We start from the raw sequence: 19,737 nt of genomic DNA on the forward strand, positions 1-19,737 counted from the left end.
GGTCCCCGTCCGCGAAATTCCACCTGTCTTGGCCGGTATCCGGGCTAGTAAATATCAGAATCTGGCCTTCCCATGCGATTGACGCGCACAGTGGCTTTGTCAGATTCCTAACGCCTAAAAAATGAGCAAAAGGCGTATTTACCTACCGTTGCGGGGGCAGCACACGTTTAGTGTTTCCCGTTTAACTTTATTGCATTGCAATAGAGCACCACGACTACTCAATTCTAGCCCAACTCTAGTGGGGATTAGGGTTTTTATCTAATTTGTAGTTTAAAAAGCCTACAATGAAGGGCTAAGGATTAAGGATTCATGACAGCATTAGATAAGCACCCCGAAAAAAACCTGATTCGTCTCCAATTGAGTCAAAACTCAGTCTTAAAAAGCTTGGATCAGGATGCTATGGCCGACTTAGAGCGGCATTTAGAGATCTCTGACCTCAAAAAGTCAGAGATTTTGCTGCATCAGGGCGACCATCAAATGGAACAATACTTTGTTTTAGATGGCATTTTGAAGCGCATTGTTTCGAGTGCCGATGCTAAAGAAATGATTCTACGTTTCGCTATCGAAAAAGACATTGAGACTAGCTATGCCGCTTGGCGCCTGAAGACTGCTGCTCCCTACAGTATTGCCTCTGTAACCAAGGCGCGAGTGGCTCGGATGCCGCTCAAAAAGTGGGCAGAATTCTTGGATCAGCATAAGCCCCTTAAAGAAAGCTTTGAGTTCGAAGTGATGCGTTTGATGAGTGAGATCATGGCCCACACAATTACCTTGCATATGCTCGATGCTCCAGGTCGAGTAGAGCGTTTTCTGCGTAAATATGAAAACTTATTTGAGTTACTCCCCAAAAAGGAATTGGCTGCCTATCTCAATCTCTCCCCTGAGACCTTGAGTCGCCTTAAAACTAAGCATAAAGAGCTATTTATCTAGGTTTTAAGGGATTGTGCCCATTTGGGCAGCTTGAATTAGGGGGAAATTGACCGAAGTCAATGATGAACCTCCACCCCGAGCCTAATATTCATTTCTGCCTAAGCGGGGACTAATACCCGTAGTGCGATTAATAACTTCATTGGAGACGCTAGCGAAAGCTATATTGCACAGACCCATCACTTTGTGGTGACTCGCAATTCATATAAAAATTCTATGACAACAGATAACCAAAACACACAACTAACTGATGGCTTCCATCTCGTCATTGACGCTTTAAAGGCGAATGACCTCGATACGATTTTCGGACTAGTTGGTATTCCAATTACTGACCTCTGTCGTTTGGCACAAGCCGAAGGTTTGCGCTTTATCGGTTTCCGTCACGAGCAACATGCTGGTAACGCTGCGGCGATTGCTGGCTACATGACACAAAAGCCTGGTATTTGCATGACTGTTTCTGCGCCAGGTTTCTTGAATGGTTTAACAGCGCTGGCAAATGCTACTGTGAACTGTTTCCCAATGATTTTGATTTCTGGCTCAAGCGAGCGTGAGATCGTTGACTTACAGCAGGGTGACTACGAAGAGATGGATCAGCTCAACGCTGCTAAGCCATATTGCAAAGCTGCATACCGTATTAATCACATTGAAGATATTGGCATTGGTTTTGCTCGCGCGATTCGTGCAGCAGTATCTGGTCGTCCAGGCGGTGTGTACTTAGACTTGCCAGCACAGTTGCTGGCTCAAACAATGCCTGCTGATGAAGCCAAGAAATCTATTTTCAAAGTAATCGATCCAGTTCCCCGTCAAATTCCAGCTGCCGATGCAGTGGCGCGTGCCTTAGATGTATTGAAGGGCGCTAAGCGTCCATTGATTCTCTTGGGCAAAGGTGCTGCGTATGCACAAGCTGATAAAGAGATTCGTGACCTAATCGAAAAATCTGGAATTCCTTATTTGCCGATGTCAATGGCTAAAGGTTTGTTGCCAGATAACCATCCACAATCTGCTTCTGCAGCGCGCTCATTTGTATTGGCTGAAGCTGATGCAGTAATGTTGGTTGGCGCACGCTTGAACTGGTTGCTTGCTCACGGTAAGGGTAAGACTTGGGGCAAAGATCCTAAGAAATTTATTCAGATCGATATTCAAGCAAACGAAGTCGATAGCAACGTACAAATCGCTGCCCCATTAATTGGTGATATTGGTTCATGCGTTAGTGAACTCTTGAAGGGCATTTCTGCTGTTCCTAAGCCAAGTGCTGAGTGGATTGCTGCAATTACCGAAAAGAAAGATAAGAACACTGCCAAGATGGCTGAGACATTGGCGAAAGAAGCAAACCCAATGAACTTCCATGGCGCATTGCGTGTGATTCGCGATGTAATTAAGAAGAACCCAGATGTCAATTTAGTAAACGAAGGTGCAAACACCTTGGATTACTGCCGTGCGATTGTGGATATGTATAAGCCACGTAAGCGCTTTGACTCTGGTACTTGGGGAATTATGGGTATTGGTATGGGTTATGCCATTGGTGCTGCTGTGACAAGTGGCTTGCCAACAGTTGCGGTTGAGGGCGATAGTGCTTTTGGCTTTAGCGGCATGGAACTCGAAACAGTTTGCCGTTATAACTTGCCAATCACAACCGTTGTGTTTAACAACAATGGTGTATACCGTGGTACCGATGTCAATCCAACTGGCGGCGCTGATGTTGCTCCAACTGTTTTTGTTAAGGATGCACGTTACGACAAGATGATTGAAGCGTTTGGTGGCGTTGGTTACTACGTAACTACTCCAGCAGAATTGGAAGCAGCGTTAACAGAAGCTATTGCTGCCGGTAAACCAGCTCTCATCAATGCTGTTATTGATGAAACTGCAGGAACTGAAAGTGGACGTTTAACAAACTTAAACCCATCCACAGCAGCTGCTAAGAAGTAATTACAGATTAATTTAGAAGCAAACAAGAAACACTTAAGGAGAAACAAACATGACCAAACCATTAGATGGTATTCGCATTATTGACTTCACCCACGTACAAGCAGGTCCTGCCTGTACTCAGTTATTGGGCTTTTATGGTGCTGACGTTATCAAGGTTGAGCGTCCAGGTTCAGGTGACGTAACCCGTAGTCAGTTACGTGACGTTCCAGGTGCGGATGCTTTGTATTTCACCATGCTCAACGGCAACAAGCGCTCTTTAACCCTCGATACAAAAACTCCAGAAGGTAAAGAAGTACTGGAGAAGATGATCAAGGTTTCTGATGTTATGGTTGAGAACTTTGGTCCAGGTGCATTGGATCGTATGGGTTTTTCTTGGCAGCGTATTCAAGAATTGAATCCAAAAATGATTTTGGCATCTGTTAAAGGCTTTAGCGATGGCCACTCATATGAAGACTTAAAAGTGTATGAGAACGTTGCTCAGTGTGCTGGTGGTGCAGCTTCTACTACTGGTTTCTGGGATGGTCCTCCTACAGTTTCTGCTGCAGCTTTGGGCGACTCTAATACTGGTATGCACCTGGCAATCGGTATTTTGACTGCTTTGATGCAACGTCAAAAGACTGGTAAAGGCCAAAAAGTTTCTTGCTCTATGCAAGATGCTGTATTGAACTTGTGCCGCGTAAAGTTGCGCGATCAACAACGTTTGGACAAAGTGGGTTACTTGGAAGAGTATCCACAGTACCCGCACGGCTCATTCACTGATGTAGTTCCACGTGGCGGTAACGCTGGTGGTGGTGGCCAGCCAGGCTGGGTATTGAAGTGTAAGGGTTGGGAAACCGATCCAAATGCTTACATCTACTTCACTATTCAAGGTCACGCTTGGGAGCCAATTACTAAAGCTTTGGGCAAACCAGAGTGGGCAACAGATCCAGCCTATATGACTGCTGAAGCTCGTCAAGACAAGATTTTTGACATCTTCGCAACGATTGAGGATTGGCTCAAAGACAAGACTAAGTATGAAGCTGTGGATATTCTCCGCAAGTTCGATATTCCATGCGCCCCAGTTCTCTCCATGAAAGAATTGGCTGCTTCACCTGACCTGCGTAAGAGCGGTTCAATCGTTGAAGTGGACCACAAGGTGCGTGGTAAGTATTTGACTATCGGTAGCCCAATCAAGTTCTCTGATTTGGAAATCGAAGTGAAGCCATCTCCGGTATTGGGTGAGCACACCGATGAAGTGTTGGCTGACCTTGGCTATAGCGCTGATGACATCGCTAAGCTGCATACAGCCAAAGCAGTTTAAGAACGATAATTAATTAGCAACATCTTTAAGGCGCTCCTTGTGAGCGCCTTTTTTATCTTTAGATTGCGTCTATGAATACGAATATTGACTTAAATCAATTGGTAGGATGTGTTGGGGATGCCATCATCGTTGTCGATGCCCATGAAAAAATTGTGATGTGGAATCCCGCCGCTACTCGTATCTTTGGATATTCCGAAGCAGAGGCCTTGGGCAACACCTTGGATTTGATTGTTCCTGAGCGCCAACGTCATCGACATAACGAGGGCTGTCGTAAGTCGATGGAAACAGGGATTACGCGTTACGGCACATCACTATTAAAAGTACCAGCGCTTCATCAGAATGGCAGCATGCTCTCCATAGCATTTACGGTAGGGATGCTCTTTGATGAGCATCAGAAGGTCAATGGGATCGTTGCCGTAATTCGGGATGAAACAGAGCGTTTTGCTGAAGAAAGGGCCCTGAAAAAGCGCCTCTTGGAACTTGAAAACCCTCAGTCTTAGCCTCATATGGCCTTTGTACAGGCTGTAACGCAGTTGGTGCCCAAAAATTGGGCATAGGCCATTTTCTCTAATTCCCCACTGGTAAAATTATTCCAATTCAAAATTTCATTCTTATTAGGACTTAAACCATGGCAAAAGCACTTGAAGGAGTCAAAATCCTCGACTTTACGCACGTTCAATCTGGACCAACCTGCACTCAGTTGCTTGCCTGGTTTGGTGCGGACGTTATTAAAGTAGAAAAATCTGGCGAAGGGGATGCGACCCGCGGACAACTGCGCGACATTCCAGATGCGGATAGCTTGTATTTTACGATGCTGAATCACAACAAGCGTTCCATTACTGTCAATACTAAGACTCAAAAAGGCAAAGAAATTCTTGAGCGCCTTATTAAAGAGTGTGACGTATTGGTTGAGAACTTTGCACCAGGCGCATTAGATCGTATGGGTTTTTCTTGGGAGCGTATTCAAGAGCTCAACCCCATGATGATCATGGCGTCTGTAAAAGGTTTTGGTCCTGGCCCATATGAAGATTGCAAAGTGTATGAGAACGTTGCGCAATGCGCTGGCGGTTCTGCATCCACCACTGGTTTTGATGATGGCCCTCCGATGGTTACTGGCGCACAAATTGGTGACAGCGGAACGGGCTTGCATTTAGCCTTAGGTATTGTGACTGCGCTTTATCAGCGTACCCATTCCGGTCGTGGCCAAAAGGTCTTAGCAGCGATGCAAGATGCAGTATTGAACTTGTGCCGTGTGAAGTTACGTGATCAACAGCGCTTGGAGCGCAATGGCATCATGCAAGAGTATCCACAGTTCCCGAACGGTGAGTTTGGCGACTCTGTACCTCGCGCTGGTAATGCTTCTGGTGGTGGTCAGCCTGGTTGGATTGTGAAGTGCAAGGGCTGGGAATCTGATCCAAATGCATACATATATGTAGTGGTTCAGGCTCCAGTTTGGGAGGCGATCTGTAAAGTCATCGGTCACGAAGATTGGATTACAGATGTGAAATTTGCTTCCCCAATGGCGCGCTTACCGCACCTCATGGAGATCTTCGGCGAGATTGAAAAGTGGACAATGACTAAGAGCAAGTTTGAGGTGATGGACATCTTGAACAAATACGATGTTCCATGCGGCCCAATTCTATCGATGAAAGAAATCGCAGAAGAGCCTGCACTGCGAGCTACAGGTACAGTGGTCGAAGTTGATCACCCAATCCGTGGCAAATACCTCACTGTCGGTAACCCAATCAAGATGTCGGATAGCCCGACTGATGTGACGCGTTCGCCATTGCTGGGCGAGCATACCGATGAGATTCTGAGTGAATTAGGTTACTCCACAGATGAATTAATTTCTCTTCGTCACGATAAGGTTATCTAAGATGCGGGTTGCGTTGATTGGGAGTGCCGATTTTGGTAAGGCCACATTAGAGGCTTTTTTAGATCGTGGTGATGAACTTGTTGCTGTGTTTTGTCCACCAGACAATCCCAAATCAACCAAGCCAGAGGTCCTTAAAGAGTCGGCGCTTGCAAAGGGCTTAACCCCTTTGCAATTCTCTTCCCTAAAGGGGCCTGAGGCTGCTCAAGCCATGATTGATAGCGGTGCTGATATCTGCGTCATGGCGTATGTATTGCAGTTTGTACCTCAAGAGCTTTGCAAAATTCCAAAGCACGGCACTATTCAGTACCACCCATCACTTCTACCTAAGTATCGCGGTCCAAGCGCAATTAATTGGGCGATTGCGTTAGGTGAAGAGAAAACCGGCTTAACGATCTTCCGTCCATCCGATGGTTTGGATGAAGGCGAAGTGATTTTGCAAAAAGAAGTTGTTATTGGGCCGAACGACACATTAGGAAAAATCTACTTTGATCATCTTTTTCCGATTGGCGTAAAAGCACTGCTAGAGGCTGCTGACTTAGTGGTTGCCGGTAAACATCAAGAAATTATTCAAGATGAATCAAAAGCAAACTATGAAGGTTGGTTTGATGCAAACGCTGCACAGATTCATTGGGCGATGCATATTAGTCAAATCTACAATCTCATTCGAGCTTGTAATCCAGCGCCTGGTGCATGGACGAAGTTTGGTGAACAAAAGATACAGATCTTCGATTGTCATAAGCATGTGGCTGCAACCTTTGGTGCCGTTAAGGGTAAGCCAGGGGAAGTAACCCAGATCACACTAGATTCATTCTTCGTCGCCTGTCATGGCGGACAGATAGAGGTTCTCAAAGCTAAAGGCGCTTCAGGAAAAGTTACTGGTGCTGAATTGGCGAAAGAGTTGAGTCTACAAGTAGGTCAGTTTTTAGTACTCTAGACCTATCATTCTGGGCGCATGAAAAATCTCTTTGAGATTCATATAGAATAATCAGCATAAACTTTTTAATGCAATAGAGCTAAACATGACGGCAATTAATGAAAGCAATCTCATACATAATATGAGCCAAGCCTACAACACCCATTTCAGTAAAAATGCAAATGCGGGTGAGGCCCTAGTTCATATGATGCAAATTAGTAAGATTGATCATCCAAATTTAAGAAATATCAACCCTAATGAGATATTGGTTTCCTTGTCACGGGGAATGAATTTATCCACAAGAGAGAAGCTACAAACATTTACCTCTGAAGTTATTGTTTACCTTATTAAGGATGTAGTGGGCTCTAAGCTGACGCAGACTGAGTTAATGGCAATGACTAAGCCTAAGATTAGAGCTTAGTCATCAAAGTTTTTCGACGCCCAAAGATCGGCAAAGAAGAGTCTTCGCAATATTAGAAATTAAATCTCTAGGTTATCAATCAAGCGGGTTTTGCCAAGCTTGGCTGCAGTGAGAATCACGAGCGGCTCACCAGCTTGCAGACTTTCATTAGAAGCAGGCGCTAAGTCACTTTGCTGACGGATAGCGATGTAATCTGGACTCCAGCCCCGACCAGCAAGAGAGGTGACGGCAGCTTTTTCAATCTCTGATAGTAATGTTGCATTGCGCACATTTAAATCGAGGACTCGTTGGCGCGCCTCCTTCAATGTTTTCATGAGCTCAGGTGCCTCTGCGCGCTCTTCTGCCGAGAGATAGCCATTGCGGGAGGAGAGGGCTAGACCATCATCAGCACGAATAGTTTCACCAGGAATAATGTCAACTGGTAAGGCAAACTGTTTTGCCATTCTCCGAATAATCATGAGCTGTTGATAATCTTTTTTACCGAATACGGCAACCTTAGGTTGCACGCAAGAGAATAGTTTGAGTACTACCGTGCAAACCCCTTTGAAGAACCCGGGGCGGAATTCACCTTCGAGGATATCGCCTAATTGCTGGGGTGGGTCTACCCGATACTCTTGTGGCTGCGGGTAAAGATCACGCTCAGTCGGCGCAAAGAGAATGTAAACACCTTCTTTTTCTAGCTTCTCGATGTCGGCCTGCATCGTACGCGGATAGCTATCGAAGTCTTCGTTCGGACCAAACTGCAAGCGGTTTACGAAGATGCTGGCAACGACTGGATCACCATGCTGTCTTGCAAGACGCATGAGTGATAAATGACCCTCATGCAAGTTTCCCATTGTTGGCACAAATGAAGCGCGGTTTTGTCCGCGCAAATGGTCGCGCAACTCCTGAATGTCGCTAATGATTTTCATGCAACAGGTGTGTAGGCAAGTCGGACGTAAATTGGTGCATAGGGCTCGGCTTGAGTGATCTCAATTAAAGCTTCACGCGAAAGTTCTAGCATAGCAATAAAGTTGACAATCACTACCGGAATACCATTGCCAGACTTAATAGCTTCTTCAAACAATTCACCGAATTCAATGAAGCGCGTGCTTTGTAAGCGACGCAGAATACGTGTCATAAAGTCACGGACAGAAAGTTCTTCACGTGTAATGGTGTGATGCTGATTGAGTTTGGCACGGTGAAGAACATCACGCCAAGCCATTTGTAAGTCATCTAAGTTCACTTCAGGCCAAGTGATGGCAACAGTAGTGTCTACAAAGCCATGTGCTACTTGGAAGTCACGACCTTGTTGTGGAATTTGATCAAGCTCTTGAGCAGCCAACTTCATGCGCTCGTACTCTAAGAGACGGCGCACTAATTCTGCGCGTGGATCTTCCACTTCCTCTTCACTATCTGCCTTTTTCATTGGCAGTAGCATGCGAGATTTAATTTCAATTAACATTGCAGCCATTAATAAATACTCGGCGGCAAGTTCAAGATTTGAATGGCGAATCTGGTCAATATAGGTCAAGTACTGTTGGGTGACCTGCGCCATCGGAATATCAAGTACGTTGAAATTTTGTTTGCGAATCAGATACAGCAAAAGATCTAAGGGGCCTTCAAATGCTTCTAAGAAAACTTCTAGCGCATCTGGTGGGATATAAAGATCAGTAGGTAGTTTGAATAATGGCTCGCCATATAGTTTGGCGAATGCTTCTGACATCCCATCAGTTACTGACGGGGTACTATCAAGCAAATCGGATATTGGCTGAGTGCTTGGCTCAGTCATTCGAATAAACGTAGGCGCGTTGTTTCAATTTGGCGGCTTTAGCGCGGCGTTGATCTTCAACACTTAATGGTTCTTTGTCCCATAAGAGGGCACGACCGGCTTGTTGCTCCGCCTCGAGATTGGGTTTCTCGGATTTGAGTTCATTTAAGAACTGGGTGAATTCAGATTGATATCTTGCCATGGTATTTCCTAAAATACTCAATTAATTCAATAACTTATGGAATTAATGCCAAAAGTCATCTAGGGACTACGACTACCATTATAGGTGCTTTTTAGGGCTATTTTGACAAGTTTGCCGCGAGTAAAGCCTCAATTTGAGGGGCCTCTACCCGCGTCATGAGGTGCTTATATGCCTGGATTGGGTTTTTGCTCGAAAGCGGCATATTGATATCGCTCCAGGATTGCGGTGGTAGCGAGAGGAATTCTTCAACGCCACTCGCAACCTGCGGAATCACTGGCTTGAGATAAAGGCTGAGCATACGGAAGGCTTCCAAGGTAACGCTACAAACGCGTTGCAAGTCCGCCTCTCGCTCTGGATCTTTGGCAATTTCCCAAGGTTTATTTTCGTCTACGAAACCATTGACCTTGTCAGCAAGCTCCATGATGGTACGCAATGCTTTAGCATATTCACGCCCTTCATAAAGCTCAGCAATTTTTTCACTGGATGCTGCAATTTCTTGGAGTAAAGGTGTATTCATCGCTGCGTCCGATACAACGCCACCAAAACGTTTTACCAAGAAGCCAGCGCTGCGACTAGCGATGTTAATGTACTTACCTAATAAATCACTATTGACTCGCGCAACAAAGTCTTGCAGATTCAGATCCAAATCTTCCATACTGTCATTGAGCTTGGTAGCGAAGTAATAGCGGAACCACTCAGGGTTAAAGCCGCACTTAATCACGCTATTAGCAGAGATTAATGTGCCGCGTGACTTACTCATTTTCTCACCATCAACGGTTAAGAAGCCATGCGCAAATACATTGGTAGGCGTGCGGTAGCCAGAAAACTTTAACGTCGCTGGCCAGAATAAGGTATGGAAATACAAAATATCTTTGCCAATGAAATGATATTGCTCAGTGCTTGTATCAGGCTTAACCCACTCATCAAAATTGAGGCCTTTGGCCTGGCAGTAATTGAGAAAGCTAGCGTAGTAACCAATCGGGGCATCAAGCCAGACATAGAAGTATTTACCTGGGGCATCGGGGATCTCAAAGCCAAAATAGGGGGCATCTCGGGAGATATCCCAGTCGCCTAACTTACTTTCGCCTGGCTGGCCAACCCACTCTTTCATCTTATTGCGAGCTTCAGGTTGTAGCGGTGTTTTTACTTGAGTCCATTCACGCAAAAATTCTTCGCAGCGGGGGTCGGATAATTTGAAGAAATAGTGATCAGAAATCTTTTTGATGGGTGTTGCACCGCTGACTACGGAAAATGGATTCTTTAAATCAGTGGGAGAATAGGTCGCGCCACATTTTTCACAGTTGTCACCGTATTGATCTTTTGCGCCGCACTTGGGGCATTCGCCCTTAATGAAGCGGTCCGGTAAAAACATTTCTTTGACGGGATCGTAAGCTTGTTCAATCGCGCGCTTTTCAATCAATCCTGCATCGCGTAACTTGAGATAAATACTCTGAGCTAGTTTTTCATTCTCAGGGCTATCGGTGGTGTAGTAGTTATCAAATGAGATGAGGAAGTTGTCAAAGTCACGCTTATGTTCTTTCCAAACATTGGCGATTAACTCCTTGGGTGTGATGCCTTCTTTTTCCGCACGCAACATAATCGGAGTGCCGTGAGTGTCATCTGCACCAACGTAGTGAACCTCATGCCCACGCATCCGTTGAAAGCGTACCCAGATATCGGTTTGCACATACTCCACCAAATGGCCGATATGGATTTGACCATTGGCATAAGGCAAGGCTGAGGTGACAAGAAGGCGACGCTGGGGGCTGCTCATGTAATGCGGACTTAAATAAGAAGGTTAAATTAGGGGTAATACGCAATTATGCAAGCTTGTGCAGTGATTTTAGTCTGCGGTTAAAGTAAACACCGCGAAGTCTGCATAAATCCCGATAAACTCCCATTTCTACTCGAATCAGAAAGCGTTTCATGGCCGTAACACCCAATATTCAGATGTCTAGTGCCTCGGTACCTTTGGTACATGAGGTGGAGATATTGGATGAGGCAGGTAGGAAAAAGCTAAGTCATATCCCCGGGGAGCGCTCCTTGACCATTTATTTGGACAAGCGCGAGGTTGTTACTTTGATGACCCTGGGAAGTGCTCCTGAGGCCCTGGTACTTGGGTATTTGCGTAATCAGCGTTTAGTAGAATCCCCGGACGATATCGAAAGTATTCAGGTTGATTGGGAGACGGACTCTGCAGCAGTCAAGACTCGCCGCAGCACTGTTGATATTGAGGCCCTAACCAGCAAGAGGGTTGTCACTACGGGTTGCGGCCAGGGCACGATGTTTGGTGGTCTGATGGAAGAGATGTCGGAGATTCGTTTACCTGGTGGGCCTAAATTATCCCAAGAGGCAATAGTTGCCTTGATTGACGCGATTCGGGTTCACGATTCAATCTATAAAAAGTCTGGATCCGTCCATGCTTGTGCGGTATTTGAGAGAGAGGGCGACGATGGAGTTCGACTCCTTCACTTTATTGAGGATGTAGGTCGCCACAATGCGGTCGATTCAATTTCTGGTCTGATGTGGCTGGCCAATAAGCCCGGTAAAGATTTAATCTTTTTTACTACCGGTCGCTTAACTTCGGAAATGGTTATTAAAGGGGCCCAAATGGGCGTCCCCTTTCTCCTAACCCGCTCAGGAGTGACTCTGATGGGCTTGGAGCTGGCTCGTAAAACCAACCTTACCATTCTGTCTCGCTGCTCCGGAAAACACTTTGAGATCTACAACGCCCCTGAGCGAGTGATTTTTACCCAAAATACCTAATTTTTAAGGCCTCGGACCTCGATAAATGAGGGGTTGGGCTGGCGAAGGTTTTACAATTCGTCTATGACTATTAAATCTGACCACTGGATCCGCCGCATGGGCGAGCAAGGCATGATCAGCCCGTTTGAACCTGGACAAATTCGCGAAGACGCCGCTGGCAACAAAATTGTTAGTTATGGCACATCAAGCTATGGCTATGACATTCGTTGCGCAGATGAATTCAAGATTTTTACGAACATCAATAGCACCATTGTTGATCCGAAGAATTTCGATGAACAGTCCTTTGTTGATTTCAAGGGTGATGTTTGTATCATTCCGCCAAATTCATTTGCTTTGGCTAGAACGGTTGAGTATTTCAAGATTCCACGCAGTGTATTAACTGTTTGCGTTGGTAAGAGTACCTATGCCCGTTGCGGCATTATTGTGAACGTCACTCCATTCGAGCCAGAGTGGGAAGGATATGTCACTCTAGAGTTTTCTAACACCACGCCATTACCTGCAAAGATTTATGCAGGTGAGGGATGTGCGCAAGTTCTGTTTTTTGAGAGCGATGAAGTCTGTGGCACATCATATAAAGATCGCGGTGGTAAGTATCAAGGTCAGCGGGGCGTAACCCTGCCCAAGACCTAAGCTATTCTCGGTAGTGCGTAAATTTCTCATCAATCGCAGCCCTGCGCGCATTGACTTAGATGAGTATCGCGCAACCCTTACGCGCTCTGAAGTAGCGCGTCCAGAAAATAATTTCTACCACTGGCTCCTAGGTACAAGCTGGACCAGCTTCTTACTGCTCGTCATCGCGGTGTATTTGGGCGCCAATCTTCTATTTGCATTTGCTTACCTTGCTTGTGGTGATGGTGCAATTACGCATGCGCAACCTGGTTCGCTCCTAGATGTTTTTTTCTTCAGTGTGCAAACTATGGCAACGATTGGTTATGGTCGTATGACACCAGTGGGTTCTTGGCCTAATGCGATTGTGACCTTTGAGGCATTTTTTGGTATTGTCTATTCTGCTTTAATGACGGGGCTAGCCTTTGCACGCTTTACAAGACCCACTGCTGGTGTGCGCTTTTCTAAAGTGGCAGTAGTTGGTAATCACGATGGCACTAGGACCCTAAAGTTCAGAGTTGCCAATGATCGGAGTTCCCATATTGTTGAGGCCCAGCTGCGACTGTGGCTCATTGCCGAAAGCATGACCTCAGAAGGGGAGCGCTATCGTCGATCTGTCGAGCTGCCTTTGCATCGCTCTGAGAGTCCGGTCTTCTCTCTAACTTGGATGGCAATGCATAGCATTGATGGGACTAGCGCTTTAAGTGAGTATTTAGGTAATAGTGCCCTCGATGGCAATTGGCACCTATTGATTACCTTTACTGGCTACCATGAGAGCCTTGCAAACCAGGTTTATGCTCGCCATGTTTACTTACCTAGAGATGTCCAGCAAAATGCGACATTTATCGATATAGTCACGGTTTCGCCAGGCGGAGGTCGGGTGATTGATCTTAGTAATTTTGAGAAGTGGGTTCCGAATACATCGGACCGAACAGCAGGGGAGTTTTTATGAAATTTCGTTTCCCAATCATCATTATTGATGAGGACTTTCGTTCCGAAAATATTTCGGGTTCGGGTATTCGCGACCTAGCTGAAGCCATCGAGCAAGAGGGCATGGAAGTGATCGGCTTAACAAGCTACGGTGACTTAACTTCTTTTGCACAACAAGCATCCCGCGCATCTTCTTTCATCGTTTCAATTGATGATGAAGAGTTTGATTCCGATTCTGAAGATCATGACCTTCCCGCGTTAAATAATTTGCGCGCCTTTATTACTGAAGTGCGTAAACGTAATGAAGATATTCCTATCTTCTTGTATGGCGAGACGCGTACCTCACGTCATATGCCCAATGATATTTTGCGTGAATTGCACGGTTTCATTCATATGAATGAAGACACTCCAGAATTTGTAGCGCGCCACATTATTCGCGAAGCAAAGGTATATCTTGATTCTTTGGCGCCACCATTCTTTCGCGCATTAACGAATTACGCTTCCGAGGGCTCTTACTCTTGGCATTGCCCTGGTCACTCAGGTGGTGTTGCCTTCCTAAAGAGTCCGGTTGGCCGAATGTTCCATCAGTTCTTTGGTGAGAACATGCTACGCGCTGACGTTTGTAACGCCGTAGAAGAGCTCGGTCAGCTGCTAGACCATACTGGGCCAGTGCTACAGAGCGAGCGCAATGCCGCCCGCATCTTCAATGCCGACCATTTGTTCTTTGTTACTAACGGCACATCTACATCTAACAAAATTGTTTGGCACTCCACCGTTGCTCCTGGAGACGTGGTACTAGTAGACCGAAATTGTCATAAATCTGTGATTCATTCGATCACGATGATGGGTGCAATCCCAATTTTCTTAATGCCAACTCGCAATCACCTTGGTATTATTGGCCCAATTCCTAAAGAAGAGTTTGAGTGGGCTAATATCAAGAAAAAGATTGATGCCAACCCATTTATTAAGAATAAAAACGTAGTGCCACGCGTGATGACGCTGACCCAAAGCACCTATGACGGTATTGTTTATAACGTCGAGATGATCAAGGATATGCTTGATGGAAAAGTGGATTCTTTGCACTTTGATGAAGCGTGGTTACCGCATGCTGCATTCCATCCTTTCTATAAGGATATGCATGCGATTGGCTCTGATCGCAAGCGCACCAAAAAGAGTTTGATGTTTGCGACTCAGTCGACCCATAAGTTGCTCGCTGGCTTGTCACAGGCTTCGCAAGTATTGGTTCAAGACGCTGAAGAGACTAAGTTGGATCGTGATTGCTTTAATGAAGCGTATTTAATGCACACCTCTACTAGCCCGCAGTACGCCATTATTGCTTCTTGTGACGTTTCGGCTGCCATGATGGAATCGCCTGGAGGCACTACCTTAGTCGAAGAGTCGATTGCTGAAGCAATGGACTTCCGTCGCGCGATGCGTGAGGTAGATGACAAGTTTGGCGCTGATTGGTGGTTTAAGGTCTGGGGCCCAGATCACTTAGCGGATGAGGGCATTGGCGAGCGTTCAGACTGGATTTTGGAGCCCAATGCATCTTGGCATGACTTTGGTAAGTTGGCTGAAGACTTTAATATGCTGGATCCGATTAAGGCCACAGTCGTTACTCCAGGATTGGATATCGAAGGTCACTTTGGCTCAATGGGTATCCCCGCAAGCATTGTGACGAAGTATCTTGCTGAACATGGAGTGATTGTTGAGAAGTGCGGTCTGTACTCTTTCTTCATTATGTTTACGATCGGTATTACTAAAGGTCGCTGGAATACGCTCGTAACGGAACTGCAACAGTTCAAAGATCACTTTGATAAGAATGCGCCCTTATGGAAAGTACTTCCTGAGTTCGTTGCGAAGCACCCACGCTATGAACGTGTTGGCTTGAAAGATATTTGCCAACAGATCCATGAGTTCTATAAGGGTCGTGATGTAGCCCGCATGACTACTGAGATGTACACCTCCGATATGGTTCCAGCTATGATGCCTTCTGAGGCTTGGGCCAAGATGGCGCATAAAGAAGTTGATCGTGTGCCGCTTGATCAATTAGAGGGGCGCGTAACGGCAATGTTGGTAACGCCATACCCACCAGGTATTCCACTCTTGATTCCAGGTGAGCGTTTTAACAAGCGTATCGTTGACTATCTCTACTTCGCCAGAGACTTTAATCAGAAGTTTCCGGGCTTCGAAACGGATATTCATGGCCTAGTGAAAGTGGATGTCGATGGACGCAGTGAATACTACGTTGATTGCGTCAGACAAGAGCGCGATATTACGCTTTAAAGTTTCTTGAGACTTGAATGAAAAATGCCCTGCAGAAGCGGGGATTTTTATTTAACTGGCTTATCCAACTGAAACGTCACCGGCGCATCCTCATCCAGTTTACTGGGCGAATCTGATTTGGATTCTTCACCAGCCGTGAAGTTAAAGTCCTGACTTTGAACAACAGCCGCCGGTTTATCCAATAGCGTTGTCACTAACGCAGGGAAGGCAATGACTACTGCCACCATGATGAGTTGTAATCCTACCCAAGGCAATGCACCCCAATAGATATCGCTGCTCTTCACTTCTTTTGGAGCCACACCCCTGAGATAGAAGAGAGCAAAGCCAAACGGCGGGTGCATGAATGAGGTTTGCATGTTGACGCAGAGCATCACCCCAAACCAGACAAGCGCAGCACTTGCAGCTGCCTGCGGATTGCCATTCATAGAATCTAGCAGTACAGGCGATAGTAATTTCACGGCTACAGGCGCAAGCATCGGCACGATAATGAATGCAATTTCAAAGAAGTCCAGGAAGAACGCCAAGAAAAAGACAAAGAGGTTAACAATGATTAAGAAACCAACCCAGCCGCCAGGCAAATCTGCAAAGAGCGCCTCAACCCATTGCCCGCCATCTACTCCCTGAAAAACTACCGAGAAACAAGTCGATCCAATCAAAATAAAGACCACCATCGCAGTAATGCGCATGGTGTTTTGATAAGCCTCCTGAATCAAACCTCTGAGGTTTGTAATACTGGCTCTACGCAGCCAAGCTAAAAGTAATGCACCCATAGCACCCATAGCGCCTGACTCTGTTGGGGTCGCAATACCAGTCATGATGGTGCCCAGAACTAAAAAGATCAGCACTGCCGATGGAATGATTCCCAGAAGACATTTTTTCCAGAGTGCCCAGCCCTTTAGCGTGAGATCGCTCTCTGGAGCTACTGGTAAATAATCTGGTCGAATCCGACTTAAGAAAAATGTATAGAGCACAAATAGGGCAATCTGCAGCAGTGAGGGTCCCCAAGCGCCAAGATACATGCTGCCAACATCAGCGCTACCACTTTGAGTCTTGAGTTGATCTGCTAACACAATCAGAACTAGGGATGGGGGTACTAATTGGGTAATTGTCCCAGACGCTGCCAGAACGCCCGTGGCATATCGCATGTTATAGCCATAACGCATCATGACTGGGAGAGCAATCATTGCCATAGCAATGACCTGAGCAGCTACAGTGCCAGTAATAGCACCGAGAATAAATCCCACGATGATGACTGAGTAACCCAATCCACCTCGCACTCTGCCAAACAGTTGCCCCATAGAATCGAGCATCTCTTCAGCCAGGCCGCAGCGTTCAAGAATCGCACCCATAAAGGTAAAGAATGGAATCGCTAGCAGTAGATCATTCGCCAGCACGCTACCAAAGATGCGCTGCGGAATGGCTTGCAAAAATGGCATGCCAAAGAAACCTTCGCTGATAGCTATTGCTGAAAAGAATAAAGCGGCAGCCATCAGGGAGAATGCCACCGGAAAGCCGATCAGCATAAAGACGATCAGGCCAGCAAACATCAGGGGAGGCATCCACTCCAATGGAATCATTGCATTGGCTTTTCATAACGAAGATCTTCAGCGGGCAAAGTAGTTTCGCCTTTGAGTACGCCAACTCTTTTGATGATCTCTGATAAACCTTGCAGGCTCAACATGAAGAAACCAAATGGCACAACAAATTTAATAGGGTAACGCGCTAAGCCACCAGAATTAGAAGAATGCTCCATGACTAACCATGATGGATAAAAGAGGGTTGTCCATGAGAGCCAAGTAAACAGCATGCAAGCTGGCATTAAGAATAGAACTAAGCCAAATAAATCCACCCAAATACGACCGCGATCCGAAAGGCGTGAGTAAATTAAATCAACTCGCACATGCTCATTACGTTTGAGTGTGTAGGCTGCGCCCAACATGACTGCGGCGCTAAATAAATACCATTGCAGCTCAAGAGGCCAGTTATTGCTGATATCTAGGCCGTAGCGAAGTAGGGCATTGCTTGCCGAGACTACGCAAGACAGTAGGATCATGATGCTGGCAGCTTTACCCAGCAGTTGGTTTACGCGATCAATACCCGCAGATAGCTTGGACCAAAACCCCATGCGATCTAGAGGTCTGCACGACCCCGTTTGATGGCAGCCAGTACTTGAGAAGGTGCGGTGCCTCCAGCGTGCTGGCGTGATTGCACAGAGCCATCAACTGTCAGTAAGGCAAAGACGTCGTCGCTGATGAGTTCAGGACGGTTATCAAGACCACAGGCAAAGCGTAATTCTGAAAGACTCAAGTCAGTAAGCATGCAGTTTCTGCCCACACAGGCCTTCACTGCATGTGCAACGGCTTCATGCGCATCACGGAAGGCGAGACCTTTTTTAACCAAGTAATCCGCTAAGTCAGTTGCTGTTGCAAAGCCTTCCTCAGCGGCAGCTTTCATGACATCTGCTTTAACTTCGATATGTGGAACCATATCAGCAAAAATACGCAAGGTATCTTGCACGGTATCGACCGCATCAAATAAAGGCTCTTTATCTTCTTGGTTATCTTTGTTGTAGGCGAGCGGCTGACTCTTCATGAGTGTTAATAGGGACATGAGGTCGCCGTAGACTCGACCAGTCTTGCCACGCGCTAGTTCAGGAACATCAGGATTCTTTTTCTGCGGCATGATGGAGCTGCCAGTGCAGAAACGATCTGGCAGATCAATAAAGCCAAAACGTGGGCTGAGCCAAAGCACGAGCTCTTCGGAGAGACGTGACACATGCATCATCAAGATGGATGCGAAGGCGCAGAACTCAATTGCAAAATCCCGATCAGACACGGCATCCAATGAGTTATTGCAAATACCATCAAAGCCTAGTGCCTTAGCCACTTGCTCCCGATCAATGGGGTAAGTGGTGCCAGCTAAAGCAGCAGCACCCAGAGGAAGACGATTAAAGCGTGCACGCAAATCAGCTAAGCGACTAGCATCACGACTAAACATTTCGAAATAGGCCATGAGGTGATGACCAAAAGTAATAGGTTGTGCAACTTGCAGATGAGTATGGCCAGGCATGATGGTGCTAGCATGCTTTTCTGCTAAATCTAAGAGAGCGGTGCGTAAGGTTTTGAGGGTGGCGGAAATTTCATCAACGCTACCACGTAACCATAAACGTAAATCGGTAGCTACTTGGTCATTACGTGAACGACCAGTATGTAAACGCTTTCCTGCATCGCCAACTAATTCAGTCAGGCGTGCTTCAATATTGAGATGAACATCTTCTAGTGCTATTTGCCAATTAAACTGGCCAGACTCAATCTCACTCTTGATTTGAGCCATACCCTTTTGGATATCAGCCAAATCTTGAGCGCTAATAATCTTTTGAGCCGCCAACATTTGGGCGTGAGCCAAGGAGCCAGCAATATCGACCATGGCAAAGCGCTGATCAAAGCCAATAGAAGCGGTATAACGCTGGACAAGTTCGTCGACTGGTTCGTCAAAACGGGCCGACCAAGCTTGGGCTTTGTTGGCTAAGGAATTTTTAGATGAGCTCATAAACACAGTATATTGGTGTAGGTCTTTGATTATTTTAAATGCTATGTCCCAAACCCTAAATTCCTCCTCTGGCACTACCCCTGTGGCCCCCAAGCGCCTCGTGATTGCCTCCCGCGAATCTCGCCTAGCCATGTGGCAGGCGCAGCACCTACAAGCTTGCTTGCAAAAGCTCTATCCGGGCTGTGATGTCCAGATTCTGGGGATGACCACCCGGGGGGATCAGATTTTGGATAAGGCCTTATCTAAAGTGGGCGGTAAGGGTCTGTTTGTCAAAGAGCTCGAAACGGC

At 46.3% G+C, this 19,737-nt stretch carries 18 protein-coding genes, 1 pseudogene and 1 riboswitch; of the genes and pseudogenes, 12 read left to right on the forward strand and 7 right to left on the reverse strand.

All coding sequences use genetic code 11. From position 1 onward, the window contains the following. Positions 1–12: 12 nt before the first annotated feature. A riboswitch (cobalamin riboswitch) is annotated at positions 13–228 on the reverse strand. A gap of 81 nt (positions 229–309) precedes the next feature. From ICN17_RS06110 to ICN17_RS06140, 7 genes are all read left to right on the forward strand, one after another. Beyond that, positions 310–927, forward strand: a complete 618-nt coding sequence (locus tag ICN17_RS06110; protein ID WP_216236577.1) for a Crp/Fnr family transcriptional regulator — start codon at positions 310–312, stop codon at positions 925–927. A gap of 213 nt (positions 928–1,140) precedes the next feature. Beyond that, positions 1,141–2,850: an oxalyl-CoA decarboxylase gene (gene oxc / locus ICN17_RS06115; RefSeq protein WP_216236578.1), complete on the forward strand. Its 1,710-nt coding sequence runs from the start codon at positions 1,141–1,143 to the stop codon at positions 2,848–2,850. A gap of 49 nt (positions 2,851–2,899) precedes the next feature. Next, the gene (frc, locus tag ICN17_RS06120) at positions 2,900–4,150 is read left to right on the forward strand and encodes a formyl-CoA transferase (RefSeq protein ID WP_087908555.1); all 1,251 of its coding nucleotides are present in this window, start codon (positions 2,900–2,902) and stop codon (positions 4,148–4,150) included. Positions 4,151–4,221: 71 nt separating this feature from the next. After that, positions 4,222–4,650 (forward strand): PAS domain S-box protein, encoded by a 429-nt coding sequence (locus ICN17_RS06125; RefSeq protein ID WP_216236579.1) that lies wholly within the window; start codon positions 4,222–4,224, stop codon positions 4,648–4,650. Positions 4,651–4,778: 128 nt separating this feature from the next. Continuing rightward, the gene (gene frc / locus ICN17_RS06130; protein ID WP_216236580.1) at positions 4,779–6,026 is read left to right on the forward strand and encodes a formyl-CoA transferase; all 1,248 of its coding nucleotides are present in this window, start codon (positions 4,779–4,781) and stop codon (positions 6,024–6,026) included. Position 6,027: 1 nt separating this feature from the next. Then, positions 6,028–6,960 (forward strand): methionyl-tRNA formyltransferase, encoded by a 933-nt coding sequence (locus ICN17_RS06135; RefSeq protein ID WP_216236581.1) that lies wholly within the window; start codon positions 6,028–6,030, stop codon positions 6,958–6,960. Between the two features lie 85 nt (positions 6,961–7,045). Continuing rightward, positions 7,046–7,360, forward strand: coding sequence for a hypothetical protein (locus ICN17_RS06140; RefSeq protein WP_216236582.1), 315 nt, complete (start codon positions 7,046–7,048; stop codon positions 7,358–7,360). Positions 7,361–7,419: 59 nt separating this feature from the next. Here the strand turns inward: ICN17_RS06140 and panC are convergent, their stop codons facing one another. The 4 genes from panC to metG form a co-directional block, all read right to left on the reverse strand. After that, the gene (panC, locus tag ICN17_RS06145) at positions 7,420–8,271 is read right to left on the reverse strand and encodes a pantoate--beta-alanine ligase (protein ID WP_216236583.1); all 852 of its coding nucleotides are present in this window, start codon (positions 8,269–8,271) and stop codon (positions 7,420–7,422) included. Then, a complete protein-coding gene (locus ICN17_RS06150; protein ID WP_087908566.1) occupies positions 8,268–9,131 on the reverse strand; it encodes a ScpA family protein in 864 nt (287 codons plus the stop codon). The genes panC and ICN17_RS06150 overlap by 4 nt, the downstream gene beginning before the upstream one ends. Continuing rightward, on the reverse strand, positions 9,124–9,312 hold the full coding sequence (locus ICN17_RS06155; protein WP_216140071.1) for a DUF3460 family protein: 189 nt from the start codon (positions 9,310–9,312) through the stop codon (positions 9,124–9,126). The genes ICN17_RS06150 and ICN17_RS06155 overlap by 8 nt, the downstream gene beginning before the upstream one ends. A 97-nt stretch (positions 9,313–9,409) precedes the next feature. Beyond that, on the reverse strand, positions 9,410–11,086 hold the full coding sequence (gene metG, locus ICN17_RS06160) for a methionine--tRNA ligase (protein ID WP_216236584.1): 1,677 nt from the start codon (positions 11,084–11,086) through the stop codon (positions 9,410–9,412). A 152-nt stretch (positions 11,087–11,238) separates the two neighbouring features. On the opposite strand from metG, the gene ICN17_RS06165 reads away from it, so the two are divergent. From ICN17_RS06165 to ICN17_RS06180, 4 genes are all read left to right on the forward strand, one after another. Then, on the forward strand, positions 11,239–12,078 hold the full coding sequence (locus ICN17_RS06165) for a formate dehydrogenase accessory sulfurtransferase FdhD (protein WP_216236585.1): 840 nt from the start codon (positions 11,239–11,241) through the stop codon (positions 12,076–12,078). Between the two features lie 63 nt (positions 12,079–12,141). Next, positions 12,142–12,708 carry a dCTP deaminase gene (gene dcd / locus ICN17_RS06170; protein ID WP_216236586.1) on the forward strand — a complete coding sequence of 189 codons (567 nt, stop codon included), beginning with the start codon at positions 12,142–12,144 and terminating at the stop codon, positions 12,706–12,708. 13 nt (positions 12,709–12,721) lie between these two features. Then, complete coding sequence (locus ICN17_RS10450; RefSeq protein WP_216236587.1) at positions 12,722–13,636, forward strand: ion channel; 915 nt, start codon at positions 12,722–12,724, stop codon at positions 13,634–13,636. Then, positions 13,633–15,900, forward strand: coding sequence for an arginine/lysine/ornithine decarboxylase (locus tag ICN17_RS06180; protein ID WP_216236588.1), 2,268 nt, complete (start codon positions 13,633–13,635; stop codon positions 15,898–15,900). Before ICN17_RS10450 ends, ICN17_RS06180 begins: the two co-directional genes overlap by 4 nt. Positions 15,901–15,947: 47 nt before the next feature. Here ICN17_RS06180 and ICN17_RS06185 read toward each other — a convergent pair whose 3' ends face one another. Genes ICN17_RS06185 through argH form a run of 3 tightly spaced genes read right to left on the reverse strand, consistent with a single transcriptional unit; the run spans position 15,948 to position 19,449 of the window. Beyond that, positions 15,948–17,477 (reverse strand): TRAP transporter large permease subunit, encoded by a 1,530-nt coding sequence (locus ICN17_RS06185; protein WP_216236589.1) that lies wholly within the window; start codon positions 17,475–17,477, stop codon positions 15,948–15,950. Continuing rightward, positions 17,474–18,025, reverse strand: a complete 552-nt coding sequence (locus tag ICN17_RS06190; protein ID WP_216236590.1) for a TRAP transporter small permease subunit — start codon at positions 18,023–18,025, stop codon at positions 17,474–17,476. The genes ICN17_RS06185 and ICN17_RS06190 overlap by 4 nt, the downstream gene beginning before the upstream one ends. 5 nt (positions 18,026–18,030) lie before the next feature. Then, the gene (argH, locus tag ICN17_RS06195) at positions 18,031–19,449 is read right to left on the reverse strand and encodes an argininosuccinate lyase (RefSeq protein ID WP_216236591.1); all 1,419 of its coding nucleotides are present in this window, start codon (positions 19,447–19,449) and stop codon (positions 18,031–18,033) included. A gap of 43 nt (positions 19,450–19,492) precedes the next feature. On the opposite strand from argH, the pseudogene ICN17_RS06200 reads away from it, so the two are divergent. Further along, a pseudogene (locus ICN17_RS06200) lies at positions 19,493–19,737 on the forward strand (hydroxymethylbilane synthase); the annotation flags it as partial.

It is taken from the genome of Polynucleobacter sp. 73C-SIWE, from assembly GCF_018882465.1.
GTDB lineage: Bacteria > Pseudomonadota > Gammaproteobacteria > Burkholderiales > Burkholderiaceae > Polynucleobacter.